The organism is Streptomyces sp. CNP082 (assembly GCF_059570535.1).
Genome location: NZ_JCANSZ010000028.1, coordinates 25,585 through 49,334, shown reverse-complemented (window position 1 = coordinate 49,334; position 23,750 = coordinate 25,585). Strand labels below are relative to the sequence as shown.

The 23,750-nt window shown below is 72.3% G+C and carries 26 protein-coding genes; 16 read left to right on the top strand and 10 right to left on the bottom strand.

All coding sequences use genetic code 11. From position 1 onward, the window contains the following. The first annotated feature begins 5 nt into the window (after window positions 1-5). The 3 genes from B124_RS21840 to B124_RS21830 all read left to right on the top strand — a co-directional run bounded on the left by B124_RS21840 (window position 6) and on the right by B124_RS21830 (window position 3,161). Window positions 6-785 (top strand): ABC transporter permease, encoded by a 780-nt coding sequence (locus tag B124_RS21840; RefSeq protein WP_496504595.1) that lies wholly within the window; start codon window positions 6-8, stop codon window positions 783-785. A 148-nt stretch (window positions 786-933) separates the two neighbouring features. After that, window positions 934-2,154, top strand: coding sequence for an ABC transporter ATP-binding protein (locus tag B124_RS21835; RefSeq protein ID WP_496504594.1), 1,221 nt, complete (start codon window positions 934-936; stop codon window positions 2,152-2,154). Then, complete coding sequence (locus B124_RS21830) at window positions 2,151-3,161, top strand: ABC transporter permease (protein WP_496504593.1); 1,011 nt, start codon at window positions 2,151-2,153, stop codon at window positions 3,159-3,161. The genes B124_RS21835 and B124_RS21830 overlap by 4 nt, the downstream gene beginning before the upstream one ends. 51 nt (window positions 3,162-3,212) lie before the next feature. Here the strand turns inward: B124_RS21830 and B124_RS21825 are convergent, their stop codons facing one another. Further along, on the bottom strand, window positions 3,213-3,878 hold the full coding sequence (locus B124_RS21825; protein ID WP_496504592.1) for a response regulator: 666 nt from the start codon (window positions 3,876-3,878) through the stop codon (window positions 3,213-3,215). Beyond that, window positions 3,871-5,187 carry a sensor histidine kinase gene (locus B124_RS21820; RefSeq protein WP_496504591.1) on the bottom strand — a complete coding sequence of 439 codons (1,317 nt, stop codon included), beginning with the start codon at window positions 5,185-5,187 and terminating at the stop codon, window positions 3,871-3,873. The genes B124_RS21825 and B124_RS21820 overlap by 8 nt, the downstream gene beginning before the upstream one ends. A 167-nt stretch (window positions 5,188-5,354) precedes the next feature. Here B124_RS21820 and B124_RS21815 point away from each other — a divergent pair, with 167 nt between their 5' ends. Then, window positions 5,355-6,029, top strand: a complete 675-nt coding sequence (locus B124_RS21815; RefSeq protein WP_496504590.1) for a hypothetical protein — start codon at window positions 5,355-5,357, stop codon at window positions 6,027-6,029. Here B124_RS21815 and B124_RS21810 read toward each other — a convergent pair. Genes B124_RS21810 through B124_RS21800 form a run of 3 tightly spaced genes read right to left on the bottom strand, consistent with a single transcriptional unit; the run spans window position 5,949 to window position 8,134 of the window. Then, complete coding sequence (locus B124_RS21810; protein WP_496504589.1) at window positions 5,949-6,521, bottom strand: cob(I)yrinic acid a,c-diamide adenosyltransferase; 573 nt, start codon at window positions 6,519-6,521, stop codon at window positions 5,949-5,951. The two genes, B124_RS21815 and B124_RS21810, sit on opposite strands and share 81 nt — an antisense overlap. A 23-nt stretch (window positions 6,522-6,544) precedes the next feature. Continuing rightward, the gene (locus B124_RS21805) at window positions 6,545-7,300 is read right to left on the bottom strand and encodes an ABC transporter permease (RefSeq protein WP_496504588.1); all 756 of its coding nucleotides are present in this window, start codon (window positions 7,298-7,300) and stop codon (window positions 6,545-6,547) included. Between the two features lie 45 nt (window positions 7,301-7,345). Then, entirely contained in the window at window positions 7,346-8,134 is a 789-nt protein-coding gene (locus B124_RS21800; protein ID WP_496504587.1) for an ABC transporter ATP-binding protein, read from the bottom strand. A 79-nt stretch (window positions 8,135-8,213) separates the two neighbouring features. Between B124_RS21800 and B124_RS21795 the strand changes: the two genes are divergently transcribed. From B124_RS21795 to B124_RS21765, 7 genes are all read left to right on the top strand, one after another. Then, window positions 8,214-8,855 carry a TetR/AcrR family transcriptional regulator gene (locus B124_RS21795; protein WP_496504586.1) on the top strand — a complete coding sequence of 214 codons (642 nt, stop codon included), beginning with the start codon at window positions 8,214-8,216 and terminating at the stop codon, window positions 8,853-8,855. Window positions 8,856-8,981: 126 nt separating this feature from the next. Beyond that, window positions 8,982-9,836 (top strand): 3-hydroxyacyl-CoA dehydrogenase family protein, encoded by an 855-nt coding sequence (locus B124_RS21790; protein ID WP_496504585.1) that lies wholly within the window; start codon window positions 8,982-8,984, stop codon window positions 9,834-9,836. 204 nt (window positions 9,837-10,040) lie between these two features. Continuing rightward, window positions 10,041-10,406, top strand: coding sequence for an STAS domain-containing protein (locus tag B124_RS21785; protein ID WP_496504584.1), 366 nt, complete (start codon window positions 10,041-10,043; stop codon window positions 10,404-10,406). Window positions 10,407-10,517: 111 nt separating this feature from the next. Then, window positions 10,518-13,235 (top strand): ATP-binding protein, encoded by a 2,718-nt coding sequence (locus B124_RS21780; protein WP_496504583.1) that lies wholly within the window; start codon window positions 10,518-10,520, stop codon window positions 13,233-13,235. Window positions 13,236-13,534: 299 nt separating this feature from the next. After that, complete coding sequence (locus B124_RS21775) at window positions 13,535-14,005, top strand: RNA polymerase sigma factor (protein ID WP_496504626.1); 471 nt, start codon at window positions 13,535-13,537, stop codon at window positions 14,003-14,005. Further along, complete coding sequence (locus B124_RS21770) at window positions 14,002-14,364, top strand: hypothetical protein (RefSeq protein ID WP_496504582.1); 363 nt, start codon at window positions 14,002-14,004, stop codon at window positions 14,362-14,364. Before B124_RS21775 ends, B124_RS21770 begins: the two co-directional genes overlap by 4 nt. A 161-nt stretch (window positions 14,365-14,525) precedes the next feature. Further along, on the top strand, window positions 14,526-14,948 hold the full coding sequence (locus tag B124_RS21765; RefSeq protein WP_496504581.1) for a VOC family protein: 423 nt from the start codon (window positions 14,526-14,528) through the stop codon (window positions 14,946-14,948). A 55-nt stretch (window positions 14,949-15,003) separates the two neighbouring features. Here B124_RS21765 and B124_RS21760 read toward each other — a convergent pair whose 3' ends face one another. The 3 genes from B124_RS21760 to B124_RS21750 form a co-directional block, all read right to left on the bottom strand. Continuing rightward, the gene (locus B124_RS21760) at window positions 15,004-15,426 is read right to left on the bottom strand and encodes an ATP-binding protein (RefSeq protein ID WP_496504580.1); all 423 of its coding nucleotides are present in this window, start codon (window positions 15,424-15,426) and stop codon (window positions 15,004-15,006) included. 30 nt (window positions 15,427-15,456) lie between these two features. Then, entirely contained in the window at window positions 15,457-15,723 is a 267-nt protein-coding gene (locus B124_RS21755; RefSeq protein WP_496504579.1) for a hypothetical protein, read from the bottom strand. A gap of 77 nt (window positions 15,724-15,800) precedes the next feature. Next, window positions 15,801-16,124, bottom strand: coding sequence for a recombinase family protein (locus B124_RS21750; protein WP_496504578.1), 324 nt, complete (start codon window positions 16,122-16,124; stop codon window positions 15,801-15,803). Window positions 16,125-16,170: 46 nt separating this feature from the next. Here B124_RS21750 and B124_RS21745 point away from each other — a divergent pair, with 46 nt between their 5' ends. Then, window positions 16,171-16,803, top strand: a complete 633-nt coding sequence (locus B124_RS21745; RefSeq protein WP_496504577.1) for a 5-formyltetrahydrofolate cyclo-ligase — start codon at window positions 16,171-16,173, stop codon at window positions 16,801-16,803. Between the two features lie 473 nt (window positions 16,804-17,276). On the opposite strand, the gene nucS is transcribed toward B124_RS21745, so the two are convergent. After that, window positions 17,277-17,948, bottom strand: coding sequence for an endonuclease NucS (nucS, locus tag B124_RS21740; protein WP_496504576.1), 672 nt, complete (start codon window positions 17,946-17,948; stop codon window positions 17,277-17,279). 216 nt (window positions 17,949-18,164) lie between these two features. Between nucS and B124_RS21735 the strand changes: the two genes are divergently transcribed. Further along, window positions 18,165-18,557 (top strand): SCO5389 family protein, encoded by a 393-nt coding sequence (locus B124_RS21735; protein WP_496504575.1) that lies wholly within the window; start codon window positions 18,165-18,167, stop codon window positions 18,555-18,557. A gap of 59 nt (window positions 18,558-18,616) precedes the next feature. On the opposite strand, the gene B124_RS21730 is transcribed toward B124_RS21735, so the two are convergent. After that, window positions 18,617-19,648: an LLM class flavin-dependent oxidoreductase gene (locus B124_RS21730; RefSeq protein ID WP_496504574.1), complete on the bottom strand. Its 1,032-nt coding sequence runs from the start codon at window positions 19,646-19,648 to the stop codon at window positions 18,617-18,619. A 200-nt stretch (window positions 19,649-19,848) separates the two neighbouring features. Between B124_RS21730 and B124_RS21725 the strand changes: the two genes are divergently transcribed. From B124_RS21725 to B124_RS21715, 3 genes are all read left to right on the top strand, one after another. Then, on the top strand, window positions 19,849-20,175 hold the full coding sequence (locus B124_RS21725; protein ID WP_496504573.1) for an Rv1322 family protein: 327 nt from the start codon (window positions 19,849-19,851) through the stop codon (window positions 20,173-20,175). A gap of 168 nt (window positions 20,176-20,343) precedes the next feature. Further along, window positions 20,344-21,627 (top strand): glycoside hydrolase family 18 protein, encoded by a 1,284-nt coding sequence (locus tag B124_RS21720; RefSeq protein ID WP_496504572.1) that lies wholly within the window; start codon window positions 20,344-20,346, stop codon window positions 21,625-21,627. Between the two features lie 239 nt (window positions 21,628-21,866). Then, the gene (locus B124_RS21715; RefSeq protein ID WP_496504571.1) at window positions 21,867-23,699 is read left to right on the top strand and encodes a glycosyl hydrolase family 18 protein; all 1,833 of its coding nucleotides are present in this window, start codon (window positions 21,867-21,869) and stop codon (window positions 23,697-23,699) included. Window positions 23,700-23,750 lie beyond the last annotated feature (51 nt).

Here is a 23,750-nt window from a genome sequence, read left to right as displayed (position 1 = left end):
CGGCCATGGCAGCACCCTCGGCAGTGCTCAAGTCGGAGTGGACCAAGGTCCGCACGGTCAGCTCCACGATGTGGACCCTGGCCGCCGCGCTGGTCCTCACCGCCGCGGTGGGCGCACTCCTGTCCGGCGTCATGAACGCCACCTTCGACGAGCTCTCCCCCGCCGAGCGGCTCACCTTCGACCCGACGCTGGTGAGCTTCTTCGGCATGATGCTCGGCCAGCTCGCGATGGTCGTCTTCGGCGTCCTCGTGATCAGCACCGAGTACAGCTCCGGCATGATCAAGACCTCGCTGGCCGCGGTGCCGCAGCGCGCCACGTTCTACGTCTCCAAGGTCGTCGTCGCCACGGGGCTCGCCCTGGTCATCGGGATGCTCACCAGCTTCATCACCTTCTTCCTCGGTCAGGCCCTGCTCGGCGACCACAGCGCGTCGATCGGCGACGACAACGTGCTGCGGGCCGTCATCGGCGCCGGGCTCTACATGACCGTGATCGCGATGTTCTCCATGGGCGTCGCCGCGATGCTGCGCAGCACGGTGCTCTCCCTCGGCCTGCTGATGGCGTTCTTCTTCCTGATCTCCTCGATCCTGGCGGGGGTTCCGGCCACCAGGGACATCGGGCAGTACCTGCCCGACCAGGCGGGGTCGCGGATCATGCAGGTGGTGCCGGGCGCGCTGGACAGCGACACGACGCCGTACGGGCCGTGGGGCGGCTTCGGCATCATGTGCGCGTGGACGGCGGCGGCGCTGATCGGCGGGTACGCCGTGCTGAAGAAGCGCGACGCCTGACGCCCGCCGGCCCTCGCCGGCCCGGCCCGGTGCCGTCCGTGAGGGCCCGGTGGCCTGCCCGCCGGGAACCGGAAGCGCCCCGATAGCCTCTTAGCCTGAAGGGGGACGGGAAGTCGCGCGTGCCCCCGTGTCCGACGCAGGGGGCCACATGATCGAAGCACAGGGTCTGACGAAGACCTACGGCGCGAAGACCGCCGTGTACAACCTTTCCTTCACCGTCCAGCCGGGTGTCATCACCGGTTTCGTGGGGCCCAACGGGGCGGGCAAGTCGACGACGATGCGCATGATCCTGGGGCTCGACGAGCCGACCAGGGGCACCGTCACCGTCGGCGGCTACCCGTACCGCAGACTGCCCAACGCCCCCCGCCAGGTCGGCGCCCTGCTGGACGCCAAGGCGGTGCACGGCGGGCGCAGCGCCCGTAACCACCTGCGCTGTGTCGCCCAGCTCTCCGGGATCCCGCAGCGCCGCGTCGACGAGGTGCTCGACGTCGTGGGGCTGCGCGAGGTGGCGGGCCGCCGCTCCAAGGGCTTCTCGCTCGGCATGGGCCAGCGCCTCGGCATCGCCGGCGCGCTGCTCGGCGACCCGCAGGTCCTGCTCTTCGACGAGCCGGTCAACGGCCTCGACCCCGAGGGCATCCTGTGGATCCGCAACCTGATGAAGAGGCTGGCGAGCGAGGGCCGCACCATCTTCGTCTCCAGCCACCTGATGAGCGAGATGGCGCTCACCGCCGACCACCTCATCGTCATCGGCCGCGGCCAGCTCATGGCCGACATGAGCGTCCGGGACTTCATCAACACGCACTCCGCGAGCTTCGCCCGCGTCCGCGTCCCCGACGGCGAGCAGGCGGTACGGGAGAAGCTGTCGGCCGCCCTCACCGAGCAGGGCGCGCACGTGCAGCCAGAGGACGACGGGGCGCTGCGCGTGGTCGGGATGCCGCTGCCGCGGATCAGCGACCTGGCGCACGACGCGGGGATCCGGCTGTGGGAGCTGTCGCCGCACGAGGCGTCGCTGGAGGAGGCGTACATGCGGATGACGCAGGGCGCGGTGGACTTCCGCTCCACCGTCGACCAGCGCGCCGGCCTGACGCAGGCGGGCCCGGTGCCCCCGCAGGGGTACGCGGCCCCCGGCCCCGGCTACGCGCCGCCCATGGGCGCTCCCGGGATGCCCCCGGCCACCCCCGGCATGCCGCCGCCCGGCGCGCCCGGGGCACAGCCCGGCTACGCCCCGCCCCCGCCGCAGGGGTACGCCCCGCCCCAGCCCCCGGCACCTGCGCCGCAGCCCCAAGCCCCGCCCCAGCCCCCGGCTGCGCCGCAGGTGCCGGCCGGCGCCGCCGCTCCCGCACCGCGCGAAGGTGAGACCCGCCGATGAGCTACCCGCCGCAGCCCTCCGCCCCGGTCCCCGGCGCGCCCCCGGTTCCGGGCGCCGCCCCCGGGTCCGTCCCCGCCCCCCCGCCCGTGCCCGGCGCAGCTCCCGGCCCCGGCGCGGCTCCTGCCCCCGGGTCCGGCGGCGCCCCCGCCGGCGGCGGCTACGCCTCGCCGATCCCGGTCATCAGGACGCACCTGGGCCACGCCTTCGCCTCGGAGTGGACCAAGATCCGCTCGGTGCGCTCCACCATGTGGACGCTGGGCATCATGCTGGTGCTCGTCGTCGGCGTCGGCTTCCTCATCGCGCTGGCGATGGCCACCGACGACTGGGTGGGCGCCCCGCTGCTCTCCGGCGGTCTCTTCGGCCTGATGCTCGGCCAGATCTGCATCGTCACGCTCGGCGTGCTGGTGATCACCTCCGAGTACGGCACGGGCATGATCCGTACCACGCTCACCGCCTCGCCCCAGCGCTGGCGGGTGCTGGCGGCCAAGGCCGTGGTCTTCTTCGTGCTCGCCTTCGTGCTCACCACCGCGGCGTGCGCGATCACCGCGCTGATCCACTCGTCGGTCCTCAGCGGCCAGACCGTGCCCGAGTACAACTACGACGACCCGATGTTCAAGGACTCGATCTCCGACAGCGGCGAGCTGATCGCCACCGGCGGCCAGTGGTTCGACGCCACCGTGGGCGCGGCGCTGTACGTGTCGCTCCTGGGTCTGCTCGCGCTGGCCGTGGGCGCGATCCTGCGGCACTCCGCGGGCGCCATCACCACGATGGTCGGCTTCATCCTGCTGCCGCTGATCATCGCGCTGTTCATGCAGGCGGAGAGCCTCAGGGACGTCCAGCGCAAGCTGATCGAGTACTCCCCGCTCAGCGGTCTCGCCGCGCTCTTCGACATCCCCTTCTTCGACGACATGGCGGCCGGCGGCTGGGAGCTGCTCGGCATGCTCGCCGCCGTCACCGGCGGGATGCTCCTGCTGGCGTTCGCGCTGCTGTCGAAGCGGGACGTCTGACCGTACGCGGCCGGCCGGGGGCGCGGGACCGTATCCGGCGCCCCCGGCCGCTCAGACGCCCAGCTCCTGGGCCAGCACCGCGGCCTGCACCCGGCTGCGCAGCCCCAGCTTCGCCAGCAGCCGGCTGACGTGCGTCTTCACCGTGGCCTCCGCCATGTCGAGACGGGCCGCTACGTCCGCGTTGGACATGCCCTGCCCCAGGCAGGCCAGCACCTCCCGCTCGCGCCGCGTGAGCGCGTCGAGGACCGCGGGGTCCGGCCCGTCGGGCGACGGGGCCCGCCGGCCGCCCGCGAACTCGGCGATCAGCCGCCGGGTCACCGCCGGGGCGATCAGCCCCTCGCCGCGCGCGACGGTCCGTACGGCCTCCACCAGGGCGGCGGCCTCGGTGTTCTTCAGCAGGAAGCCGGCGGCGCCGGCGCGCAGCGCGCCGAAGACGTACTCGTCGAGGTCGAACGTCGTCAGCACCAGCACGTCCGCCAGGCCCTCCGCGCTGATCAGCCGGGTCGCCGCGACCCCGTCGAGCCTGGGCATCTGGATGTCCATCAGCACCACGTCCGGCCGCAGTTCGCGGGCCAGCCGCACGGCCTCCTCGCCGTCGGCGGCCTCGCCGACGACGTCGAGCCCGGCGGCGGAGCGCAGGATGAGGACGAGCCCGGCACGTACGGCCTGCTGGTCCTCGGCGACGAGGATCCGGACGGGCGGGGCGGCGTCAGCCATGGGTACTCCGTTGCGGTGCGGTGATGTCCTCGCCGGTGGGCAGCCCGGCCCGGACCGCCCAGCGCTTGCCGGGCGCCCCGGCCGGCGGCCCGTCGCCGGGGCCGCCGCCCTCGGGGTCCGCGCCGCCGTCCTCGGGGCCCGCGGAGAACGAGCCGCCCAGCAGCGCCACGCGCTCCTCCATCCCGATCAGCCCCGCGCCCGAGCCGGGCGCCCGCGGTACGGGCCCGGCGCCCGGCCGCCCGTCCTGCCCCCGCCCGTCGCCGAGCGGGCTGGTCACCACCACCGTCAGCGGCTCGGGCCCGGCGAGTTCGATGCGTACCTCACCCGGGGCGGCGTGCTTGAGCGCGTTCGTCAGCGACTCCTGCACGATGCGGTACGCGGCCAGGTCCACCGGCGCCGGCAGCCGCGCGCCCGGCTCGCGCGCGTCGTCCAGGGCGAAGCCGAGGCCGCTGGCCGCGCCGTTGACCCGGGCCTGCGCCACCAGCGCGGTCAGCCCGGCCAGCGTCGGCGCCGCCGCCGGCTCTGCCACCGCGCCGCCGGCGCCATCGGCGTCGGCGGCGTCGCGCAGCAGGCCGATGAGGCGGCGCATCTCCGCCAGCCCCTGCACGCTGTTCTCGCGGATGACGGACAGCGCCTCCCGGGACGCCTCCCGGTCGTCGATCGACTGGGCGGCGGTGGCGTGGATGGCGATGGCGGAGAGGTGGTTGGCCACCATGTCGTGCAGTTCGCGCGCCATCCTGGCCCGCTCGGCGCCGACAGCCTCGCGCCGGTCCAGCTCCGCGAGCAGCGCCGTCTGCTCCGCGCGCAGCCGGGCGGCGTCGGCGGCCTGGCGGTGGGTGCGGACGGCGACGCCGGTGGTGGCGGGAGCGAGGGTGAGGAGGCCGATGCCGACGCCGAGGAGGATCGCGGCCCGTTCCTGGAAGACGGCCAGCACGACGAGGGTCGAGGCCACGGTGAGCGCCACAGCGGCCCGGGGGATCCAGCGGGCGGCGGTGGCGGTGCCGTAGAGCACGGCCGCGTACACCAGGTCCGTGAACATCAGGATCGTGGCCAGCGTGCCCCGGGTGAACTGGTCGGCGACGACGGCAACGGTGGCGACGGCCAGCGCGGTCACCGGCCGGCTGCGGCGCAGCAGCTCCGCGCCGGCCATGACCGCGAGCGGGATCAGCGCCAGCCGCGTATCGCCGAACGGCCGCCCGCCCTGGGCGTGCACCCCCAGCGCCCACAGCGCCGCCCCGCCGAGCAGGCCGATGACCGCGATGAGCACGTCGTCGCGGTGCGGCCTGAGCGAGGGGCGTGAGCTGGGCACTCCCCCATCAAACACGGCCGCGGCACCGCTGGCCTCCGTATCCCGGGCCCCCTTTCCAGGGCGTGCGCTACATCGAAGGATGCAGTCCGGGATCGTCGCGCACGACGACGTGGCGGCGCGCCCCGGGCGGGAGCCTGGAACCAGGGCCGGGGAAGGGAGAGCACGCCGTGATCGTCACGCTCGTCATCGTCTGCGAGGTCGCCTTCTGGATGCTGCTGGCGGGCGGTCTCTCACTGCGCTACCTGGCACGGAAACCGCGGCTGGGCGCCGCGGTGCTGCTGTGCGAGCCGGCACTGGAGGTCGTGATGCTGATCGTCACGGCTGTCGACCTGAAGAACGGCGCGGAGCCGGACTGGAAGCACGGCCTGGCCGCGGTCTACATCGGCTTCTCGATCGGGCTCGGCCCCTCGACGATCCGCTGGGCCGACGCCCGCTTCGCGCACCGCTTCGCCGGCGGGCCGCCGCCGGTGAAGCCGCCGAAGTACGGGATGGCGCGCGCGCTGCACGAGTGGAGGACGGCCGCGCGCTGGATCCTGGCGAGCGGCATCACGCTCGCGCTGCTGCAGGGCGCGATCTTCTACGTCGGCGACGACGGCAGCACCGAGTCGGTGCGGGGGTGGCAGACCCGGATGCTGTTCGTCATCGGCATCAACATCGTCATCGCCGGGAGCTACACGCTCTTCCCCAAACAGCGCCCGGCCGGCGCGGGGGACCCGGGCGGGGACCGCGACGACGGCGCCGCTCGCGTCGCCCGCGCCGGCTCAGCGTTCTCCGCCCGGCACCCAAAGGACGTCGCCGACCGCCTTGTTGGCCGTACGCGCAAGGATGAAGAGCAGGTCTGACAGCCGGTTGAGGTACGTGGCCGTCAGCGGGTTCATGATCTCGCCGTGCACCTCCAGGGCGGCCCACGTCGACCGCTCGGCCCGGCGCACCACCGTGCACGCCTGGTGCAGCAGCGCCGCACCCGGCGTACCGCCGGGGAGGATGAAGCTGCGCAGCTTCTCCAGGTCGGCGAGGAAGCGGTCGCAGTCGGCCTCCAGCCGGTCGACGTACTCCTGCTCGACCCGCAGCGGCGGAAACTTCGGGTCGGGCTGCACGGGCGTGGAGAGGTCGGCGCCGACGTCGAAGAGGTCGTTCTGCACCCGGGTGAGGACGCGGGCGACCTCTTCCGGCAGCTCGCCCAGCGCGAGGGCGGTCCCGATGACGGCGTTCGCCTCGTTGGCGTCGGCGTACGCGGAGATCCGCAGGTCGGTCTTGGGCACCCGGCTCATGTCGCCGAGGGCGGTGGTGCCCTTGTCTCCGGTACGGGTGTAGATCCGCGTCAGGTTGACCATACGCACAGCGTATGCCCGCAGCACTACGCCCCGGCGCTGCGGAACACGCGTGTGCCCAGCGTCACCGCCCCCGCGGTGAACGCGGCGGCGACGAGCACGCCCCAGAGCATCTCGGTGCCCGCGTACTCGCCGACGAAGGCGGCGCGTACGGCATCGACGAGATAGCGGTACGGCACGGCGCGCGACAGCGCGTCCAGCCACCCCGGCGCCAGCGCCATCGGCAGCATCAGCCCGGACAGCAGCATCGACGGCAGCGTGACCGCGTTGACGACGGGGCCGAACTCCTGCGGCGTACGCACCCGCAGGGCGAAGGCGTACGACAGCGCGGCCATCGCGGTCGTGACCACCGCGACGAACCCCAGTCCGATCAGCACCCCGGGCAGCGGGGCGCGCAGCCCCATCGCCACCGCGGCCAGAACGAGCAGCACGGCCTGGAAGAGCAGCAGCAGCGCGTCGCGCAGCACCCGGCCGAGCAGCAGAGCGAGCCGGCTGACGGGGGTGGCGCGCATGCGGTCCAGCACCCCGAGGTTCTTCTCGACGATGATGCCGAAGCCGGCGAAGGAGGCGCTGAACAGGCCGAGCAGCATCAGCAGCCCGGGGACGAGGACTTGCCAGGAGCTGCCCTCGGCGGCCAGCGGCAGGTCGCGCAGCAGCGGGCCGAAGAAGACGAGGTAGAGCAGGGGCATGAGGATGCCGAAGAGCATCTGGAAGCGCGAGCGCAGGGTCTGGCGGGCGTAGCGGCCGAAGACGAGGGCGGTGTCGGCGGCGAGGGCGTGCACGGCGTGTCTCCCGGGAGGCTGGTGCGTACGGGGGCGGGGCGGGCGTCAGACGGAGAGCGGGGCGGGGTCCTGGGCAGGCGTGGCGGGGCGGCGGCCGGTGAGGGCGAGGAAGGCGTCCTGGAGGGAGGCGTCGGGCGAGCCGGCGTGGCGCTGCTTCAACTCCCCCGGCGTGCCGTCCGCGACGACGACGCCGTGGTCGACGACCACGATCCGGTCGGCGAGCACATCGGCCTCGTCGAGGTAGTGCGTGGTGAGCACGACGGTCGTGCCGTGGCCGTCGCGCAGCCCGCGCACCAGGTCCCACAGGTCGGCGCGGCTGCCCGGGTCGAGCCCGGTGGTGGGCTCGTCGAGGAAGAGCAGTGCGGGCCGGTGGACGAGCCCGAGCGCGAGGTCGAGCCGGCGCCGCTGGCCGCCGGAGAGCGCGGCGCAGGGCCGGTCGAGCAGATCCCCGATGCCGAGTTCGGCGGCGATCTCCGCGGCCCGCGCGGCGGCGTCTGCCTTCGCCAGCCGGTACAACCGGCCCTGGGTGACCAGTTCCTCCCGTACGGAGACCTGCGGGTCGACGCCGCTGGACTGGGCCACGTACCCGATCCGGGCGCGCACGCCCGCCGGGTCCGCGACCAGGTCGCGGCCGGCGACGGTGGCGGCGCCGCCGGTCGGCGGCAGGAGGGTGGTGAGCATCCGCAGGGTGGTGGTCTTGCCGGCACCGTTGGGCCCGAGGAGCCCCACGATCGTGCCGGGCTGGACCCGCAGGTCGATGCCCCGGACGGCCTCGACCGGCCCCTGCTTGGTCGTGAAGGTCCGGGCGAGGCCGGACGCGCTGAGGATCGCCATGACCCCAGGAAAACAGAGTCGCTTAATTTTTGCAACGACTCTAACTTTTCACCAGCACCAGCCTGGGTACGATGAGCGCATGGCCGAGGGACTCAGGGAGCGCAAGAAGCGGCAGACCAGGCAGCACATCTCCGACGTGGCCACGGGCCTGTTCCTGGAGCGCGGCTTCGACGCGGTCACCGTCGCCGAGGTCGCGGAGGCGGCCGATGTCTCGGTCAACACCGTGTACAACTACTTCCCCGCCAAGGAGGACCTCTTCCTCGACCGCAGCCGCGGCGTCGTCGAGCGCCTCTCCCGCGACGTACGCGGCCGGGCGCCCGGCGAGTCCGCCGCCGAGGCCGTACTGCGCGGGCTGCGCGAGGACGTGGAGGCGGTGTCCGCCAAGGTCGGGCTCAACCCCGGCATCGGCAAGTTCATGGTCGTCGTCCAGGGCGCCGACGGGCTCAAGGCCCGGCTCTGGCTCATGCAGCAGGAGGCCCTGCTGCATCTCGCCGCCACTCTCCGCGAGGAGACCGGCGCACCCGCGGACGACCCGCTCCCGGATCTGATCGCCGGTCAGCTCTCCTGGGTGAACAACACGCTCTACGCCCTCATCCGCCGCGAGATGACCGCCGGCGGCGACCCGGCGGCCGTCTCGCGCGACGCGCTCGGCCTTCTGGACGAGATGACGGACCTGTTGGGCCAAAAGGTGCTCAACTACGCACGTCGGCCCGGAGACTGAGCCCCGCACGTGTGATGTCCGTCATCTGAGACGTGACGCGCATCTCTAAGCGCTCCGCGAACGGGCCAGGAGCGCTAGTGTCCGCCTCACAGCACGTGAACGAGCCGTATTAGCGAGGGAACCACCGTGGAATCCGCCGGAAAGCTCGCCGTCGTCGGAGCCGGACTCATGGGGTCCGGTATCGCCCAGGTCGCCGCCCAGGCCGGCTGGCACGTCGTGCTGCGCGACCTCACCGACGAGGCGCTGACGCGCGGCACGGACGGCATCAAGGGCTCGTACGAGAAGTTCGTCGCCAAGGGCAAGCTGGACGCGGCCACCGCCGAGCAGGCGCTCGCCCGGATCACCACCACCACCGACCTCGACGCCGCCGCCGACGCGGACATCGTCGTCGAGGCGGTCTTCGAACGGCTCGACGTCAAGCAGGACATCTTCCGTACGCTCGACGGCCTGGTGCGCGACGACGCGGTGCTCGCCTCCAACACCTCCGCGATCCCCCTCACCAAGATCGCGGCGGTGACCGGCCGCCCCGAGCGCGTGGTCGGCACGCACTTCTTCTCGCCGGTGCCCATGATGGGGCTCTGCGAGCTGGTACGGGGCCTGAAGACCAGCGACGAGACCCTCGCCCGGGCCCGGGCCTTCGCCGAATCCACCGGCAAGACCTGCATCGTCGCCAACCGCGACGTGGCCGGCTTCGTGACCACGCGGCTGATCACCGCGCTCGTCGTCGAGGCCGTCAAGCTGTACGAGACGGGTGTCGCCACCGCCGAGGACATCGACGTCGCCTGCCGGCTGGGCTTCGGCCACGCCATGGGGCCGCTGGCCACCGCCGACCTGACCGGCATCGACATCCTGCTGCACGCCGCCGAGAACATCTACACCGAGACCCAGGACGAGAAGTTCGCGCCGCCGGAGCTGATGCGCCGCATGGTCGACGCCGGCGACATCGGCCGCAAGAGCGGTCGCGGCTTCTACGAGCACTGACAGCCGCTCCCCCGGGTCCCGTCGCCCCGCCCTCCCCGGCCGCCCGGCCGGCCGCGGGCGGTACGGCGTCCCCCGCCGGGGTGAAATCGGTGCGGATACCCGTACAGGCGGCGACCCGGCACCGCCCGGGACGGTCACATCACCGGGGGAACGGCACGGGCGCGGCACCTGAGGACAAACGAAAACCGCACACGGGGAGCGCACATGTTTGAGGCGGAGGGCCGCGAGAGCGCCCCGCCCTGCCACCCGGCCCGCCATCGCGCGGGCCCAGGGGCGTCCGCGTACATCACCGGGGACCACGCCGAGCTGACCGTCGGCGGCCGGCTCGACGTCCGCAGCGCGGCGGACGCCCGGGTCGTGCTGCACCGGGCCGTCGACGAGGGCCACGGCGACCTGATCCTCGACCTCACCGACCTGCACTCCTGGGACGCCACCGGGCTGGGTGTCATCATGGGGGCACACCGCAGGGCGGGGCGGGCCGATCGGCGGCTCGTGCTGCGCGGGGTGCCGCCGCAGATGCAGCGGCTGCTGGTGGCCACCAGACTCCACCGCATCCTCACGATCCGGTGAACAATCGGTTGCGCCCTTCAGTCCCCCCTCGACAGACCGGCCGGCGGAGGTCGTAGGGTTTGCGGGCCGGGGAGCGGCACGGCGTAGGACTGCGGGCAGGAAGGCTTCGCGATGGACCCGAACACGGGCCATGGACAGGACGGCACACCCGAGGGGATATCCCCGCCCCCGGGCTCTGCTGAGCACGAGCGGCCGGCGGACGGGTACGCGGACGCGAGCGCCGGGGTGTTTCCCGGGGACCAGCCGCCGGGTCCGTACGCGGACGGGAGTGCCGGAACGTTTCCGGGGGACGAGCCCGTACGGCCGTACGCCGCCGGTCCCGACGGGGCGGCCGGCTCCGACGAGGCAGCCGCGGGCCCGCCCGCGGCCTCCGGCCAGCCGGACAGCCCCGGCGCCAAGGGCCCCGGCCGCCCCCGCCCGGCCGCCGGCTCCTCCGCCGCCACCGGGCTCTCCCCAGCCGCCGGCCTCTCTGCCGCCGCCGGAGCCCGGCCGGGCCCGGCGCGGACGGCCCGCGTCATCGCCGGCGAGTACCGCCTCACCGTCAACCCCGTCGACGGCACCCACGCCGAGCTGTGCCCGCCCGCCGAACGCCCCGGCCCGCCGCGCCGGATGACCGCCGAGGAGCGCGCCGAACACCGCCGGCCGCCGTCGCCGCCGCCCGGGCCCGCCGGCCCGCAACTGCCGCTGCTGGAGCGCGACGAGATCCGCGAGCGGCTGGTGCGCCTGCTCTCCCGCGGCCGTTCCGTACGCCTCACCGGCCCCTCCGGCTCCGGCCGCACCGCCCTGCTGGAGGCCGTCGCCGCCGACTGCGCCGAGCTGGCGCCGGACGGCGTCATCCGGCTGAACGGCCGGGGGCGCACCCCCACCGATCTGCGGTACGAACTGTGCGCCGCCGTCTACGAGCTGTCCGGCCGGCGGCCGGACCCCGGGCAACTGGTCGAGCTGCTGCCGGCCATCGGGGCGGTCGTGGTGCTCGACGACGCCGAGTTCGCCGGCACCGCGCTGGAGAAGCTGCTGGCCGCCACCCCCGAGTGCGCGTACCTGATCTCCGTCACCCCCGACGTGGCCAGGCCGACGGCCGCTTCGTACCTCGAAGAGGTCTCGCTGCCGGGCCTCGGCCGCGCCGCCTGCATGCAGTTGCTGGAGCGCGCCGGGCGGCGTCCGCTCGGCGACGCGGAGCGCACCTGGGCGGCGGACCTGTGGTTCGAGTCGGAGGGGCTGCCGCTGCGGTTCGTGCAGGCCGGCGCGCTCCTGCGGCTCGCCGGGCCCGGCGCGGGCCGGCCGCTGCCGACGCTGGCCGAGAGCGCCGCGCCGGCCGCGCTGCTGGCGTCGCGGCTCAGCGAGACGGCCCGTACCGCGCTGCGCCTGGCCGTGGCCCTCGGCGGCATCTTCCCGCACCACGCGCAGCTTCCCGCCCTCGCCGGCGACGCCCAGGCCGACACCGCGCTCGCCGAACTGGCCGGCTGCGGGCTGGTCTCCGCCGGCCTCGGCCGCTACCGGCTGGCCGCCGACGTCTCCGCCCAACTCGTCGCCGCCGGCTACGACCGGCCGGCCGAGGGCGGCCAGGACCCGGCGCTCACCGCCGCGCAGCACTACACCTGGTGGTCCGCGCACCGCTCGGTGGTCCCCGAGACGGTCGCGGACGACGCGGACGCCGTCCTCGCCGTGCTCGGCGGCCTCGTCGCCGACCGGGAGGGCACCGCCGCCAGCACCGCGGTGCTGCTCGCGCGCGCCGCGGCCCCCGCGTTCGCCGCGGCGCTGCGCTGGAGCGCCTGGGAGCGGGCGCTGCGGTACGGGCAGGAGGCCGCCCGGCGCGCGGGCGAGGTCGCGGCGGAGGCGTACTTCCACCACGAACTGGGCGTGCTGGCGCTGTGCACCGGCAACACCGGGCGGGCGCGGGCCGAGTTGGAGGCCGCGCTCGCGCTGCGCGGGGCGATCTCCGACCGCGGCGGCGAGATCACCAGCCGGCGCGCGCTCGCGCTGGTCACGCACGGCGGCAGCAGCGAGGCGGTGACGACGGCCCTGCCGGTGGTCCCCGCGGGCACCCCGGCGGCACCGGAGACGGCGTCCGGCAAGCCCGCCGAGAGCGGCGAGCGGCCCACCGTCCTCATCTCCCCGCCCTCGGGGGGCGCGGAGACGGCCGTGACGCCGGTGGTCCGCGGGCCCGGCGCCGAGGCGGCGGCGGCGTCCAAGCGCAACCTGATCGCGGCGGGCGCCGGCGCGCTGCTCGTCGCGGTGCTCGGCACGGTGGTCACCCTGGGCATGGCCGGCAGCGACGACCCGCCCGCCGACCGGGTCGAGGTCGAGCGGTCGGCCGCCGCGGACGACGACCCGCTGCCCACCGAGGAGCCGTCCCGCAGCCCGTCCTCCGAGTCGGCGCCGCCGTCCCCGGAGTCGTCGGCCCCGGAGCCGTCGGAGGCGTGGACGGACACCGGCGAGGAGACCAGCGACGCACCGCCGCAGAGCCCGTCGAGCAGCTCTCCAGGTACGCCCTCGGACAGCGGCTCGTCGTCGGACGGAGGGTCCGCGACGGGCGGGTCGTCGAACGGCGGCGGTACGGACACGGGCGGCGCCAGCAGCGGTACGCAGAACGGCGGCACGACGACCGACGGCGGCGGCACCTCCGACGACGGCGGAACGACGGACGACGGGGGCACCACCGACGACGGCGGCACCACGGACGACGGGGGAACGACGGACAACGGCGGCACCACCGACGACGGGGGCACCACGGACGACGGCGGCACGACGACGGACGACGGCGGCACGACGGTGCAGGGCACCACCACCGGCACCGAGTCAGCAGCCTCCACCGGCACGGCCCCCTGACGACGGCTGCCACGGGCAGCCAACCCCCGCAGGGTGAATCCTTTCCGGGCCCCCCTGCCTCCTGTCTCTGTACCAGCCGAACAGGGCCGGCAGAACCGGGAGGAAACACCGATGATGGTCACCGGACTCGTCGTGGTCGGAGCCTTGCTTGTGGGCGCATGCAGTTGGCACCTGATACGGCGCTACAGGAGCCGGAGCTGACCGGCGCCCGGGCGCGGAGTCAACGCTTCCACTGGCCGGACGAGCAGCTGATCAAGGCCGCTCAGGCCGGCGACGTCACCTCGCTCACCGCCGTCGTCATGCAATCGCAGCCTCATGTGCGCAAGTTCGCCGTATCGCTGTGCGCCTCACCGCAGGACGCGGAGGACGCGGCGCAGGAGGCGCTGATCATCCTCTACCGGAAGATCGGCACCCTGCGGGCCACGGGCGCGCTTGGCGCATGGATGTTCCGGATCGTACGCAACGAATGCCTCCGGCAGCTACGGCTGCTCATCCCGCGAAGCGGCGACGCACCAGCCGGACCGGAGGCGTCCGCGGCACCGGAACCGTCCGCCGAGGACGCGGTGCTGCGCAGGCTGGAGGCGGAGCGGATCGCGGCTGCGGTCTGCGCCCTTCCCCGTGACCAGCAGCAGGTCCTGGTCATGCGGGACGTACAGGGCCTGCCCGGCAAGACCGTCGCCCATGCGCTCGGTCTGAGCAACGCCGCGATGAAGTCACGTCTGCACAGAGCACGCGCGGCACTGCGGCACTCACTCGGAGGAGTCTCATGAACACCGCGAACCCCGAGCGGGGGCCGAAGCCCCGGCCCACCGCACAGCCGCCGGCGCCCGAGAGGAACGTCGCCAGCACATCCGTCCCCCGCCACCTGGCGCGCGGCGCCCTGGGCTTCGGGCTGATCACCGCCTCGATCGCCCTGACCCCCGTCGCCGGCCCGGCGGCCCTGCTGGCGGCCCCGCTGTCCCTGATCGCCTTCCGCGGCTGCCCCACCTGCTGGCTGGCCGGCCTGGCACAGACCGTCTCCCGCGGCCGTCTGGAACGCCAGTGCGCGAACGACACCTGCACCCTCACCAGGGCCCACCCGACGCCGGACGGCCCTCAAGCGCACGCCACGGGAACGAACTCCAGGTGACCCTCAAGCCAAACGCAAACAAATCACCCACACGACCCGACTTTTACTCAACCAGGTGCACCCAACCACCCCCGCCAGCAGCGGGGCCCGGCGGTGACGTGGTACCCACATCTCGGTCGCGTCCAGGCGCCCTCCGGCGGCTGCTCTACAGTTGGCCCACCATGCCCGATCTCTTCGGAATCAACCATCTGACCCTGTCCACGACCGACCTCGACCGGCTCGTGACGTACTACACGGAGTTGCTCGGTGCAGCGCTCGCGTTCGAGCGCGCCGCAACCCCTTCTGATCCCCGGGTCGCAGTCCTCGATGTCGGCGGCGACGACCACCTGATGATCGTCGAAACCGCCACGGCCCCCACCACCGATCTCGATCCTCTCGGCAGGGCGGGCTGGGGGCTGCGCGTGGGAACACACGTGCACCTGCGTGAGGTTCGCGAACGAATCCTGGGCGCCGGGTGGCCGGTCGGACAGATTGACACACTGCCCACGCAGTGGACGATGACAGCTCGCGACCCCGATGGACGCCCTGTGGACATTCGAGCCCATCGCCCGCGCACCGCATCGCCGTCACCAACCACTGGCTAACGGCTACCCCGCCCTTCACCAGACGCCCCAGAACAGGGGCACGTCGCGACTTCCGTCACGAGTGGCCGGCCGAAGGCAACGTCAGTTCTGCCCAGACCACTTTGCCACCACGAGCCGCGCATGTTCCCCACCGTCTGGCGAGCGCTTCGACCAGGACCAAGCCGCGCCCGGTCTCGCCATCCTCCGCGGCATCCGTCAGCACCGGCTTCGCCGGCTCCGCGTCCCACACCTCGATGACAATGGCGTCATCCAGCACCACCAGGCGCACCGTGATGAGGTTGAGTGCCGACGACGTTCGCCATCCAGGGTGTGGATCAATCACACCGGTGGCCTTCACCGCGTTGGCTGCCAGCTCAGAAACGCCGAGCTTCGCCTCCTCGACAAGATGAGCGGCACCCCATTCGCGTAGCCGAAGAATGGTGAAGGTGCGCGACATGGCAACGGCCGTGCCGACTGCCCCCAGTTGGAGCTGATCCATACGCCGCACCCGTGCCATGACGCCTCGCCCCTATGCAACCGTTGCCGAGCGGTGGTCCGTCAGGGCATGCACGCTGGCGTCGAAGACCATCAGCAGCCGTTCGACCATGGCCCCTTGCAGTACCTCATGGGGCGAGAAGTGCCGTAGGGACAGCACGATGACGTCCTGGACGTCGGCACGTTCAAGCTCCCCGCACAGCTCGTCGAACTCGGCAATGGAGCCAGGGATGACTTCTTGGTACACCGTGAAGAGACGGAGCCCCAGGCCGTCCGCGAACGCCCGCAGGCGGCGTTCCATAGCACGGACCTGACAGTCGGTCACATCACAGAGGACACGCATGTAGCCGTAGGCAGGGGAGGCAGGACTCTCGCTTCTCATCGGCTCGCCCCTTGAATGACCCACAGGCGCGCACCGGTCTCCTGTTCAATGTGCTGGCGCATGGCCTCTTGGAGTCCGGGCAACCTGGCGAAATGCCACAACGACGGCACCAGCACGTGCCTCACGTCACCGCGCCGCAGGGCGTCGAGCATGGCGTCAAAGGCCGATTCGGACGAGCGGATGTGCTCTATGAACACCGGGTCGAGCGTGAGTCCTTCACGTTCGGCATAGACAGCCAACTCGGCCCGTGCCCGCGCCTCTTCGCCGCTGTCGGCCCGGCCCGCTGCCAGACGCATATAGCCGTAGATCACCGGTCGCATCCGTCCTCCTGGAGGGCTGGAGGCCGAACCGGCGGTGGGCGCTGATGTGTCCAGCACCGCCGATTCGGCGCACCATCAGACAACCCCGCCGGCCCGTAAAAGACTGGACGAGTGGCAGCAGGCGACGACCGTCAAGGCGAATCCTGACTGGGCACAGCGTCCGGTACGAACACGGGCGCTGGAAGACGGCAAGCTGCTCTACATGGCAGTGCCGAGGATGGCGAGCCTGCTTCCGTTCTTCCTCCTCGATCCCGCGACCCTTGCCGTCCCCGCCAGCCAGGCCGCTGGGAAGAAGGGCGCCGCCCAGGTGGCCCGGCGGGTCGGCGTCGAGGAGATGCGGCCGATTGACCTTGTGGTGTGCGGCAGCGTCGCAGTGAACCGCTCTGGTGCGCGCATCGGTAAGGGTGCCGGGTACTCCGACCTGGAGGTCGCCCTCCTGATCGAGGCGGGCCTGGTAACGGACCGCACGTTGATCGTCGCACCAGTTCACTCACTGCAGGTCGTCGCAGAGGACATCCCCGAGACCGCACACGACTTTCCGGTGGACTGCATCGTGACCCCCGACGAAGTGATCCGCTGCCCCAGCCGGCGACGGCCGCGCGGGATCACCTGGAGCGACCTCGACGACGACAAGATCGCAGCGATCCCGGTGCTCGCGCGACGCAAAGCGTCACGGTAGCGGCCCCCACCGGGGGATGGAAGCCCGGCGCGGGGCAAACCCGACGAGACGCGCCGCTCGCCGCCCGGGCACCAGCCGGGCGCGAAACGGACCCTACCGGTGGAAGGTTCTCGACTCCGGGGGTGCGTAGGTCGGCGCTGATCCAGAACGAGCCCGCCCCGAACCGAGGCCCATCCCGCGCCACGCCCAGGCCGAACCCAGGGGTGACGAATCGGGCCGCAACTCGCGGTCATGCCACGGGAGTCCGGCCCGTGTCCGGCGCCCGAAGGCCGAATTCCGCCCCGCCACATGCACCGCCCAGCGGCCACCCGTGCCGTCTCGGTGAACGCCACTGTGATGAATGCGCGGCAACCCGCCCCCAAAACCAGGCCAAAACGCCCACGCGGCCCGAACTTTGCTCAACGAGGCGCACCCAACCGCTCCTGGGGCGGGTGCCGGCACGGTGGCCCCCCGTCCGCAAGGCCCCGCCCCGCTCAGAACAGCTTCAGCTTCCCGTCGTCCGTCCCCCGCAGTGCGTCGTAGTCCAGCACCGCGCACTCGATCCCCCGGTCGCCCGCCAGCACCCGCGCCTGCGGTTTGATCTCCTGCGCCGCGAACACCCCCCGCACCGGCGCCAGCAGCGGGTCGCGGTTGAGCAGCTCCAGATAGCGGGTCAGTTGCTCCACCCCGTCGATCTCACCGCGCCGTTTGATCTCCACCGCGACGGTCGTGCCCTTCTCGTCCCGGCCCAGGATGTCCACGGGGCCGATCGCCGTGGGGTACTCGCGCCGGATGAGGGTCCAGCCCTCGCCCAGCGACTCCATCCGGTCGGCGAGCAGCTCCTGGAGGTGGGCCTCCACTCCGTCCTTGACCAGACCCGGGTCGACACCCAGCTCGTGCGACGAGTCGTGCAGCAATTCCTCGATCGTGATGATCAGTTTTTCGCCTGCCTTGTTCTCGACCGTCCACACGGCGACACCGTCCTGTTCACCTTCTTTCAGAGTGCACGGCGGTGACATCCAGTTGAGGGGCTTGTACGCACGGTCGTCGGCGTGGACGGAGACGCTTCCGTCGGCTTTGACCAGGATCAGCCGGGGTGCGGAGGCGAGGTGTGCGGTGAGCCGCCCGGCGTAGTCGACGGAGCAGCGGGCGATGACGAGGCGCATGGCGCACCACGCTACTCGACTCCCGGCGCACCCTGCGATCTGACCCCGGATGCACCTTTCGGCAATGGCCAGTTGTGTACGCGTTCTTGTGGTGGAGCAGCATCCTCCGCCCTACGGTGGAAGCAGGCGGTCGTCACATGGGCACCGAGAGTGGTGATCGTCATCCCTGTCCGTCAGGCCCCGCCCGAGCCCCGCGGGGCTGCGAGAGGAGAATCCATGTCGCTGGACGTCCCACCTGCTCTGCTCGATCAAGCCGAGCGGGGCGAGGTCGACGAAAGGGAGTTTGTCGACTGCGTCCGGACCTCGCTTCCCTATGCCTGGGACATGATCAGTTCCCTGGTGGCACAACTGAAGGTCGACGGCGGCCCGTTCGCCGATAATCAGGTTCCGCCCCCGGATGAGCACGCCCGCGGCCAGCTCCTGCGCGCGCTTGCCAGCAATGCAATACGGGGGGCGCTGGAACGCCACTTCGGCGTTCGGCTCGCGTTCCAGAACTGTCATCGCGTGGCGGTCTTCCCCCTGGAAGCCTCGGCAGCGGAGCCGCTGGCCCGCTTCACTTCGGTGCGGGCGCAGTTGCTCAACCAGTCACCGGAGCTGCGTGACTGCTGAAGGCCCCAGGTACCCCGCGCTGCCGCTCCCCACGCCGTCCGCTCGCGCCGCCCCACCGGTCAGCGAGCGAGGAGCGGCAGCACCTCCGATCCGATACGCCGTACGTTCCGCTCGGTGGCGTCCAGCTCCCCCGAGCCCTCGACGAGCAGCGCGAAGCGCGTGATGCCGGTGCGTTCCGCGGTCGCCGCCAGCCGGTCGGCGCACAGCCGCGGCGGGCCCACCGGGTGCAGCTCGCAGAGCAGTTCCGTGTACGCCTCCGGATCCCGCATCGGCCGCCGTCTGCCGTCCACCGTCTCCATCGCCCCCACTCCCCTGCGGAACGCCTCCGGCAGGGTCGCGCGCAGCACCTCCGCCGCTTCCTTGGGGGTGTCGTCGACCTGGGCCACCCCGGCCGAGACGTGCTCCGCCGACTCGATCGCCTCCGGGCTCACCCCGGCCTCCCGCGCGGTACGCCGCCACAGCCGCACCATCTCCGCCTTCTCCTCGTCGCCGCAGTGCATCCCGAGCAGCATCGGCAGCCCGCGTCCGGCGGCGAGCCGGACGGTGGCGGGCGAGGTGCAGGCGACCACCACGGGCACCTCGGTGCCGCCGTGCAGCGCCTCGGCCGGCCGGGGCACCACGGCGACCTCGCGGAACGCGTAGCGCCCGCCGCCGGACCCGACCCGGGGCTCGCGCAGCCAGCGCAGCAGGAGGTCCAGCGACTCGGGGAAGTCCGTCTCGTACGCCGCGAGGCCGGTGCCGAAGACCTCCAGGTCCACCCACGGCCCGCCGCGGCCGACGCCGAGGACGAACCGCCCCTGCGCGGCGTGGTGCAGCAGCGCGGCCTGCTCGCCGAGGGCGACGGGGTGCTGCGTGGGCAGCACGCTGACCGCGGTGCCGACGCGGATGCGGCTGGTGCGGCCGAGGAGCAGCGCGGCGAGGGTGACGGCCGAGGGGCAGGTGCCGTACGGGATGAAGTGGTGCTCGGCGAGCCAGACGGAGTCGAGCCCCGCCTTCTCCGCCGCGACGCCCGTCCGCACGGCGCGGTGCAGGGCGTCGCCCTGTCCCTGGCCGGGGAACTGGGCGGCGAGCACGAACGAGCCGATGTGCATCCTGCCCCCTGGGTACCGATGGTGCTGTGGTGCGAGGGGCACGATGAAGCCCGTCACCTGCGGCGACGGGGCGCAACCCCGAAGTCCTCTTCATTGTTGGTGATGGGCGGGTGAATCGTCATTCTTTGTGTCCGGGGCTGGACTTCGCGCCCCGTACCCTGATAGGGACTCCGTCACGACGATCTTTCCGAGGTGCCGACGTGTCCCCCCGCCGGAACAAGCCGCGCTCCCGCGGCGCCGCCCGTCCGTCCGCGGACGACGACCTCGCCGGCCGCACCGGCATGCCCGACGCGGCCGAGTACGGGGGCGAGGAGTTCCTCGTCCGCCGCGTCTCCGGGTCCGCGGCCGACAAGAGCTACCGCTGCCCGGGCTGCGACCAGGAGATCAGCCCCGGCACGCCGCACGTGGTGGCGTGGCCGGAGCACGGCGGCGCGGATCTGCGCCGGCACTGGCACACGGCCTGCTGGAACGCGCGCGACCGCCGCGGCACCCGGCCGCAGCGCTCGCGGAACGCCCCGCGCTACTGACCCCCGCGCCCATCTGCGCGTACGGCATGCCGCGCGGCGGACTCCCCCATCCCCCGGTGGTCCAGACCTATTGACGATTGGTGCAGACCTTCTCTACGCTCCCCCACCAATGCGGTGAGCATGCCATCTCTCGACGCTCACCGGGCGACGCAGGTCCCACCCCCACACATGTCCGGACCTAGCTCGAGGAGCACGCCCTTGAGATCCCCCCACGTACGCACCCGCACCCGCGTCATCGGCATCCTGCTGACCCTGGCGCTCGCGGTCCCGCTCACGGTGCTGGCCACCCTGGCGCCGTCGGGCACCGCGGGCGCCGCGACGACCACCGCCGGCCCCGAGGCCGCCGGGGTGAAGATGGGCTACTTCACCGAGTGGGGTGTCTACGACCGCAACTACCACGCGAAGAACATCGACACCTCCGGCACCGCGGAGAAGATCAACACGATCAACTACGCCTTCGGCAACGTCCAGAACGGCCGCTGCACCATGGGTGACTCCTTCGCGGCCATCGAGAAGAGCTACACCGCCGACCAGAGCGTGGACGGTGTCGCCGACACCTGGGACCAGCCGCTGCGCGGCAACTTCAACCAACTGCTCAAGCTGAAGAAGAAGCACCCGCACCTCAAGATCCTCTGGTCGTTCGGCGGCTGGACCTGGTCCGGCGGCTTCGGCCAGGCCATGCAGAACCCCGACGCCTTCGCGCAGTCCTGCTACGACCTGGTCAACGACCCGCGCTGGGAGGGCCTGTTCGACGGCATCGACCTGGACTGGGAGTACCCCAACGCCTGCGGCCTGTCCTGTGACACCAGCGGCCCGGCCGTGATGAAGGACATGATGCAGGCGTTCCGCGCGAAGTTCGGCGACCAGCTGGTGACGGCGGCCGTGACCGCCGACGCCTCCGACGGCGGGAAGATCGACGCCGCCGACTACGCCGGCGCGGCCGAGTACGCCGACTGGTACAACGTCATGACGTACGACTTCTTCGGCGCCTGGGACGCCCAGGGCCCCACCGCCCCGCACTCGCCGCTGACGGCGTACGAGGGCATCCCGCAGGAGGGCTTCAACTCCGAGGCCGCCATCGAGAAGTACAAGGCCGCCGGCGTCCCCGCCAACAAGCTGCTCCTGGGCGTCGGCTTCTACGGCCGCGGCTGGACCGGCGTGACCCAGGCCGAGCCCGGCGGCACCGCGACCGGCCCCGCACAGGGCACGTACGAGCAGGGCATCGACGATTACAAGGAGCTCAAGAGCAAGTGCCCCGCCACCGGCACCGTCGCCGGCACCGCGTACGCCCATTGCGGCAACCAGTGGTGGAGCTACGACACCCCGCAGACCCTCGGCGGGAAGATGGGCTACGTCAAGGAGCAGGGCCTCGGCGGCGCGTTCATCTGGGAGCTGAGCGGTGACACCGCGAACGGCGAGCTGACGGCCGCCGTCAACAGCGGCCTCGGCTGAGGACGTCCGGCCGGCCGCCGCTTCGGCCGGAGCCCGGGAAGGTGGCGTCGCCCCCACCGACCCGGGCTTCTTCCATTTGGTCCAGACCCATTGACCGCATTGGTATGTACCAATACCCTCCCTGGCGAGTGAGTGAGTGTCATGGCACGAACACATCCGGCTCGTGTACGACGGGCGGCCGTACGCGCGGACGCGCCGCCCGCACCCGACAGAACGGCACTCGACGAGGGAGACACACCTTGAGATCCCCCACCGGCAGACGCCTGCTGAGACGCGTCACAGCCATCCTGGCCGCCGTCACCATCCCGCTCGCCGCCGTGGTCACGCTCGCCGGCCCCGCCCAGGCGGCCGGGGCGACCGCGACCTACCAGAAGACCTCGGACTGGGGCACCGGCTTCGAGGGCAGGTGGACGGTGAAGAACACCGGCACCGCCTCGATCTCCTCCTGGTCCGTGTCCTGGGACTTCCCCGCGGGCACCGGCGTCACCTCCTCCTGGGACGCGGACGTCACCAACTCCGGCACCACCTGGACCGCCAGGAACAAGTCGTACAACGGCAGCCTGGCCCCCGGCGCCAGCGTCACCTTCGGCTTCAACGGCTCCGGCAGCGGCGGCGGCACCGTCACCAACTGCACCCTGAACGGCGACCCCTGCGACGGCGGCGGCATCCCCGGCGACAGCGCGCCCTCGGCTCCCGGCACGCCCAGCGCCGGCAACGTCACCGATACCTCCGTCGCGCTGAGCTGGACCGCGGCCACGGACGACAAGGGGATCAAGAACTACGACGTCTACCGCGGCAGCACCAAGATCGCCACGGTCACGGTCACCGCGTACACGGACACCGGCCTGACCGCCGGCAGCACGTACTCCTACAGCGTCCGCGCCCGCGACACCGCGGACCAGGTCGGCCCCGCCAGCGGCTCGCGGACCGTCACCACCACGGGCGGCGGCGGCCCCGGCGGCGACGAGATCAAGATGGGGTACTTTACCGAGTGGGGCGTCTACCAGCGCAACTACCACGCGAAGAACCTCGACACCTCCGGCACGGCGCAGAAGATCAACACGATCAACTACGCCTTCGGCAACGTCCAGAACGGCCGCTGCACCATGGGTGACTCCTACGCCGCGATCGAGAAGGCGTACGGGGCCGGGGAGAGCGTGGACGGTGTCGCCGACACCTGGGACCAGCCGCTGCGCGGCAACTTCAAGCAGCTGCTCAAGCTGAAGAAGAAGCACCCGCACCTCAAGATCCTCTGGTCCTTCGGCGGCTGGACCTGGTCCGGCGGCTTCACCCAGGCCATGCAGAACCCGGCGGCCTTCGCCCAGTCCTGCTACGACCTCGTGTACGACCCGCGCTGGCAGGGCCTGTTCGACGGCATCGACCTGGACTGGGAGTACCCCAACGCCTGCGGGCTGAGCTGCGACAGCAGCGGCCCGGCCGTGATGAGGAACATGATGCAGGCGTTCCGCGCGAAGTTCAGCGGCAAGCTCGTCACCGCCGCCATCACGGCGGACGCCTCCACCGGCGGAAAGATCGACGCAGCCGACTACGCCGGCGCGGCCCAGTACGTCGACTGGTACAACGTCATGACGTACGACTTCTTCGGCGCCTGGGACGCCCAGGGCCCCACCGCCCCGCACTCGCCCCTCACCTCGTACGACGGCATCCCGATCGGCGCGTTCCACTCCGACGCGGCGATCCAGAAGCTCAAGGGCATGGGCATCCCGCCGGCCAAGCTGCTGCTCGGCGTCGGCTTCTACGGCCGCGGCTGGACCGGCGTGACGCAGAGCGCGCCTGGCGGCAGCGCGACCGGGCCCGCGCCCGGCAAGTACGAGCAGGGCATCGATGACTACAAGGAGCTCAAGAGCAGGTGCCCGGCCACCGGAACGGTCGCGGGCACCGCGTACGCCCACTGCGGCAACCAGTGGTGGAGCTACGACACCCCGCCGACCCTCACCGCGAAGATGACCTACGCCAGAAACCAGAACCTCGGCGGCGCGTTCATCTGGGAACTCAGCGGTGACACCGCCAACGGCGAGCTGATGACCGCGGTCCACAACGGTCTCGGCTGACCCTCAGCCGGGCCTGAGCCCGGGATGTCCGGCGTGCGCTCGCCATCCCCG

Bases quoted from the DNA above. Each gene is read 5' to 3' on its own strand.
- B124_RS21825 (WP_496504592.1), bottom strand. From the start codon at position 3,878: ATGGCTGACGCCGCCCCGCCCGTCCGGATCCTCGTCGCCGAGGACCAG.
- B124_RS21770 (WP_496504582.1), top strand. From the start codon at position 14,002: ATGAACACCGCGAACCCCGAGCGGGGGCCGAAGCCCCGGCCCACCGCA.
- B124_RS21785 (WP_496504584.1), top strand. From the start codon at position 10,041: ATGTTTGAGGCGGAGGGCCGCGAGAGCGCCCCGCCCTGCCACCCGGCC.
- B124_RS21835 (WP_496504594.1), top strand. From the start codon at position 934: ATGATCGAAGCACAGGGTCTGACGAAGACCTACGGCGCGAAGACCGCC.
- B124_RS21755 (WP_496504579.1), bottom strand. From the start codon at position 15,723: ATGGAACGCCGCCTGCGGGCGTTCGCGGACGGCCTGGGGCTCCGTCTC.
- B124_RS21810 (WP_496504589.1), bottom strand. From the start codon at position 6,521: ATGGTCAACCTGACGCGGATCTACACCCGTACCGGAGACAAGGGCACC.
- B124_RS21800 (WP_496504587.1), bottom strand. From the start codon at position 8,134: ATGGCGATCCTCAGCGCGTCCGGCCTCGCCCGGACCTTCACGACCAAG.
- nucS (WP_496504576.1), bottom strand. From the start codon at position 17,948: ATGCGCCTCGTCATCGCCCGCTGCTCCGTCGACTACGCCGGGCGGCTC.
- B124_RS21765 (WP_496504581.1), top strand. From the start codon at position 14,526: ATGCCCGATCTCTTCGGAATCAACCATCTGACCCTGTCCACGACCGAC.
- B124_RS21780 (WP_496504583.1), top strand. From the start codon at position 10,518: ATGGACCCGAACACGGGCCATGGACAGGACGGCACACCCGAGGGGATA.
- B124_RS21830 (WP_496504593.1), top strand. From the start codon at position 2,151: ATGAGCTACCCGCCGCAGCCCTCCGCCCCGGTCCCCGGCGCGCCCCCG.
- B124_RS21750 (WP_496504578.1), bottom strand. From the start codon at position 16,124: ATGCGACCGGTGATCTACGGCTATATGCGTCTGGCAGCGGGCCGGGCC.
- B124_RS21840 (WP_496504595.1), top strand. From the start codon at position 6: ATGGCAGCACCCTCGGCAGTGCTCAAGTCGGAGTGGACCAAGGTCCGC.
- B124_RS21775 (WP_496504626.1), top strand. From the start codon at position 13,535: ATGCAATCGCAGCCTCATGTGCGCAAGTTCGCCGTATCGCTGTGCGCC.
- B124_RS21735 (WP_496504575.1), top strand. From the start codon at position 18,165: ATGTCGCTGGACGTCCCACCTGCTCTGCTCGATCAAGCCGAGCGGGGC.
- B124_RS21760 (WP_496504580.1), bottom strand. From the start codon at position 15,426: ATGGATCAGCTCCAACTGGGGGCAGTCGGCACGGCCGTTGCCATGTCG.
- B124_RS21795 (WP_496504586.1), top strand. From the start codon at position 8,214: ATGGCCGAGGGACTCAGGGAGCGCAAGAAGCGGCAGACCAGGCAGCAC.
- B124_RS21720 (WP_496504572.1), top strand. From the start codon at position 20,344: ATGTCCGGACCTAGCTCGAGGAGCACGCCCTTGAGATCCCCCCACGTA.
- B124_RS21730 (WP_496504574.1), bottom strand. From the start codon at position 19,648: ATGCACATCGGCTCGTTCGTGCTCGCCGCCCAGTTCCCCGGCCAGGGA.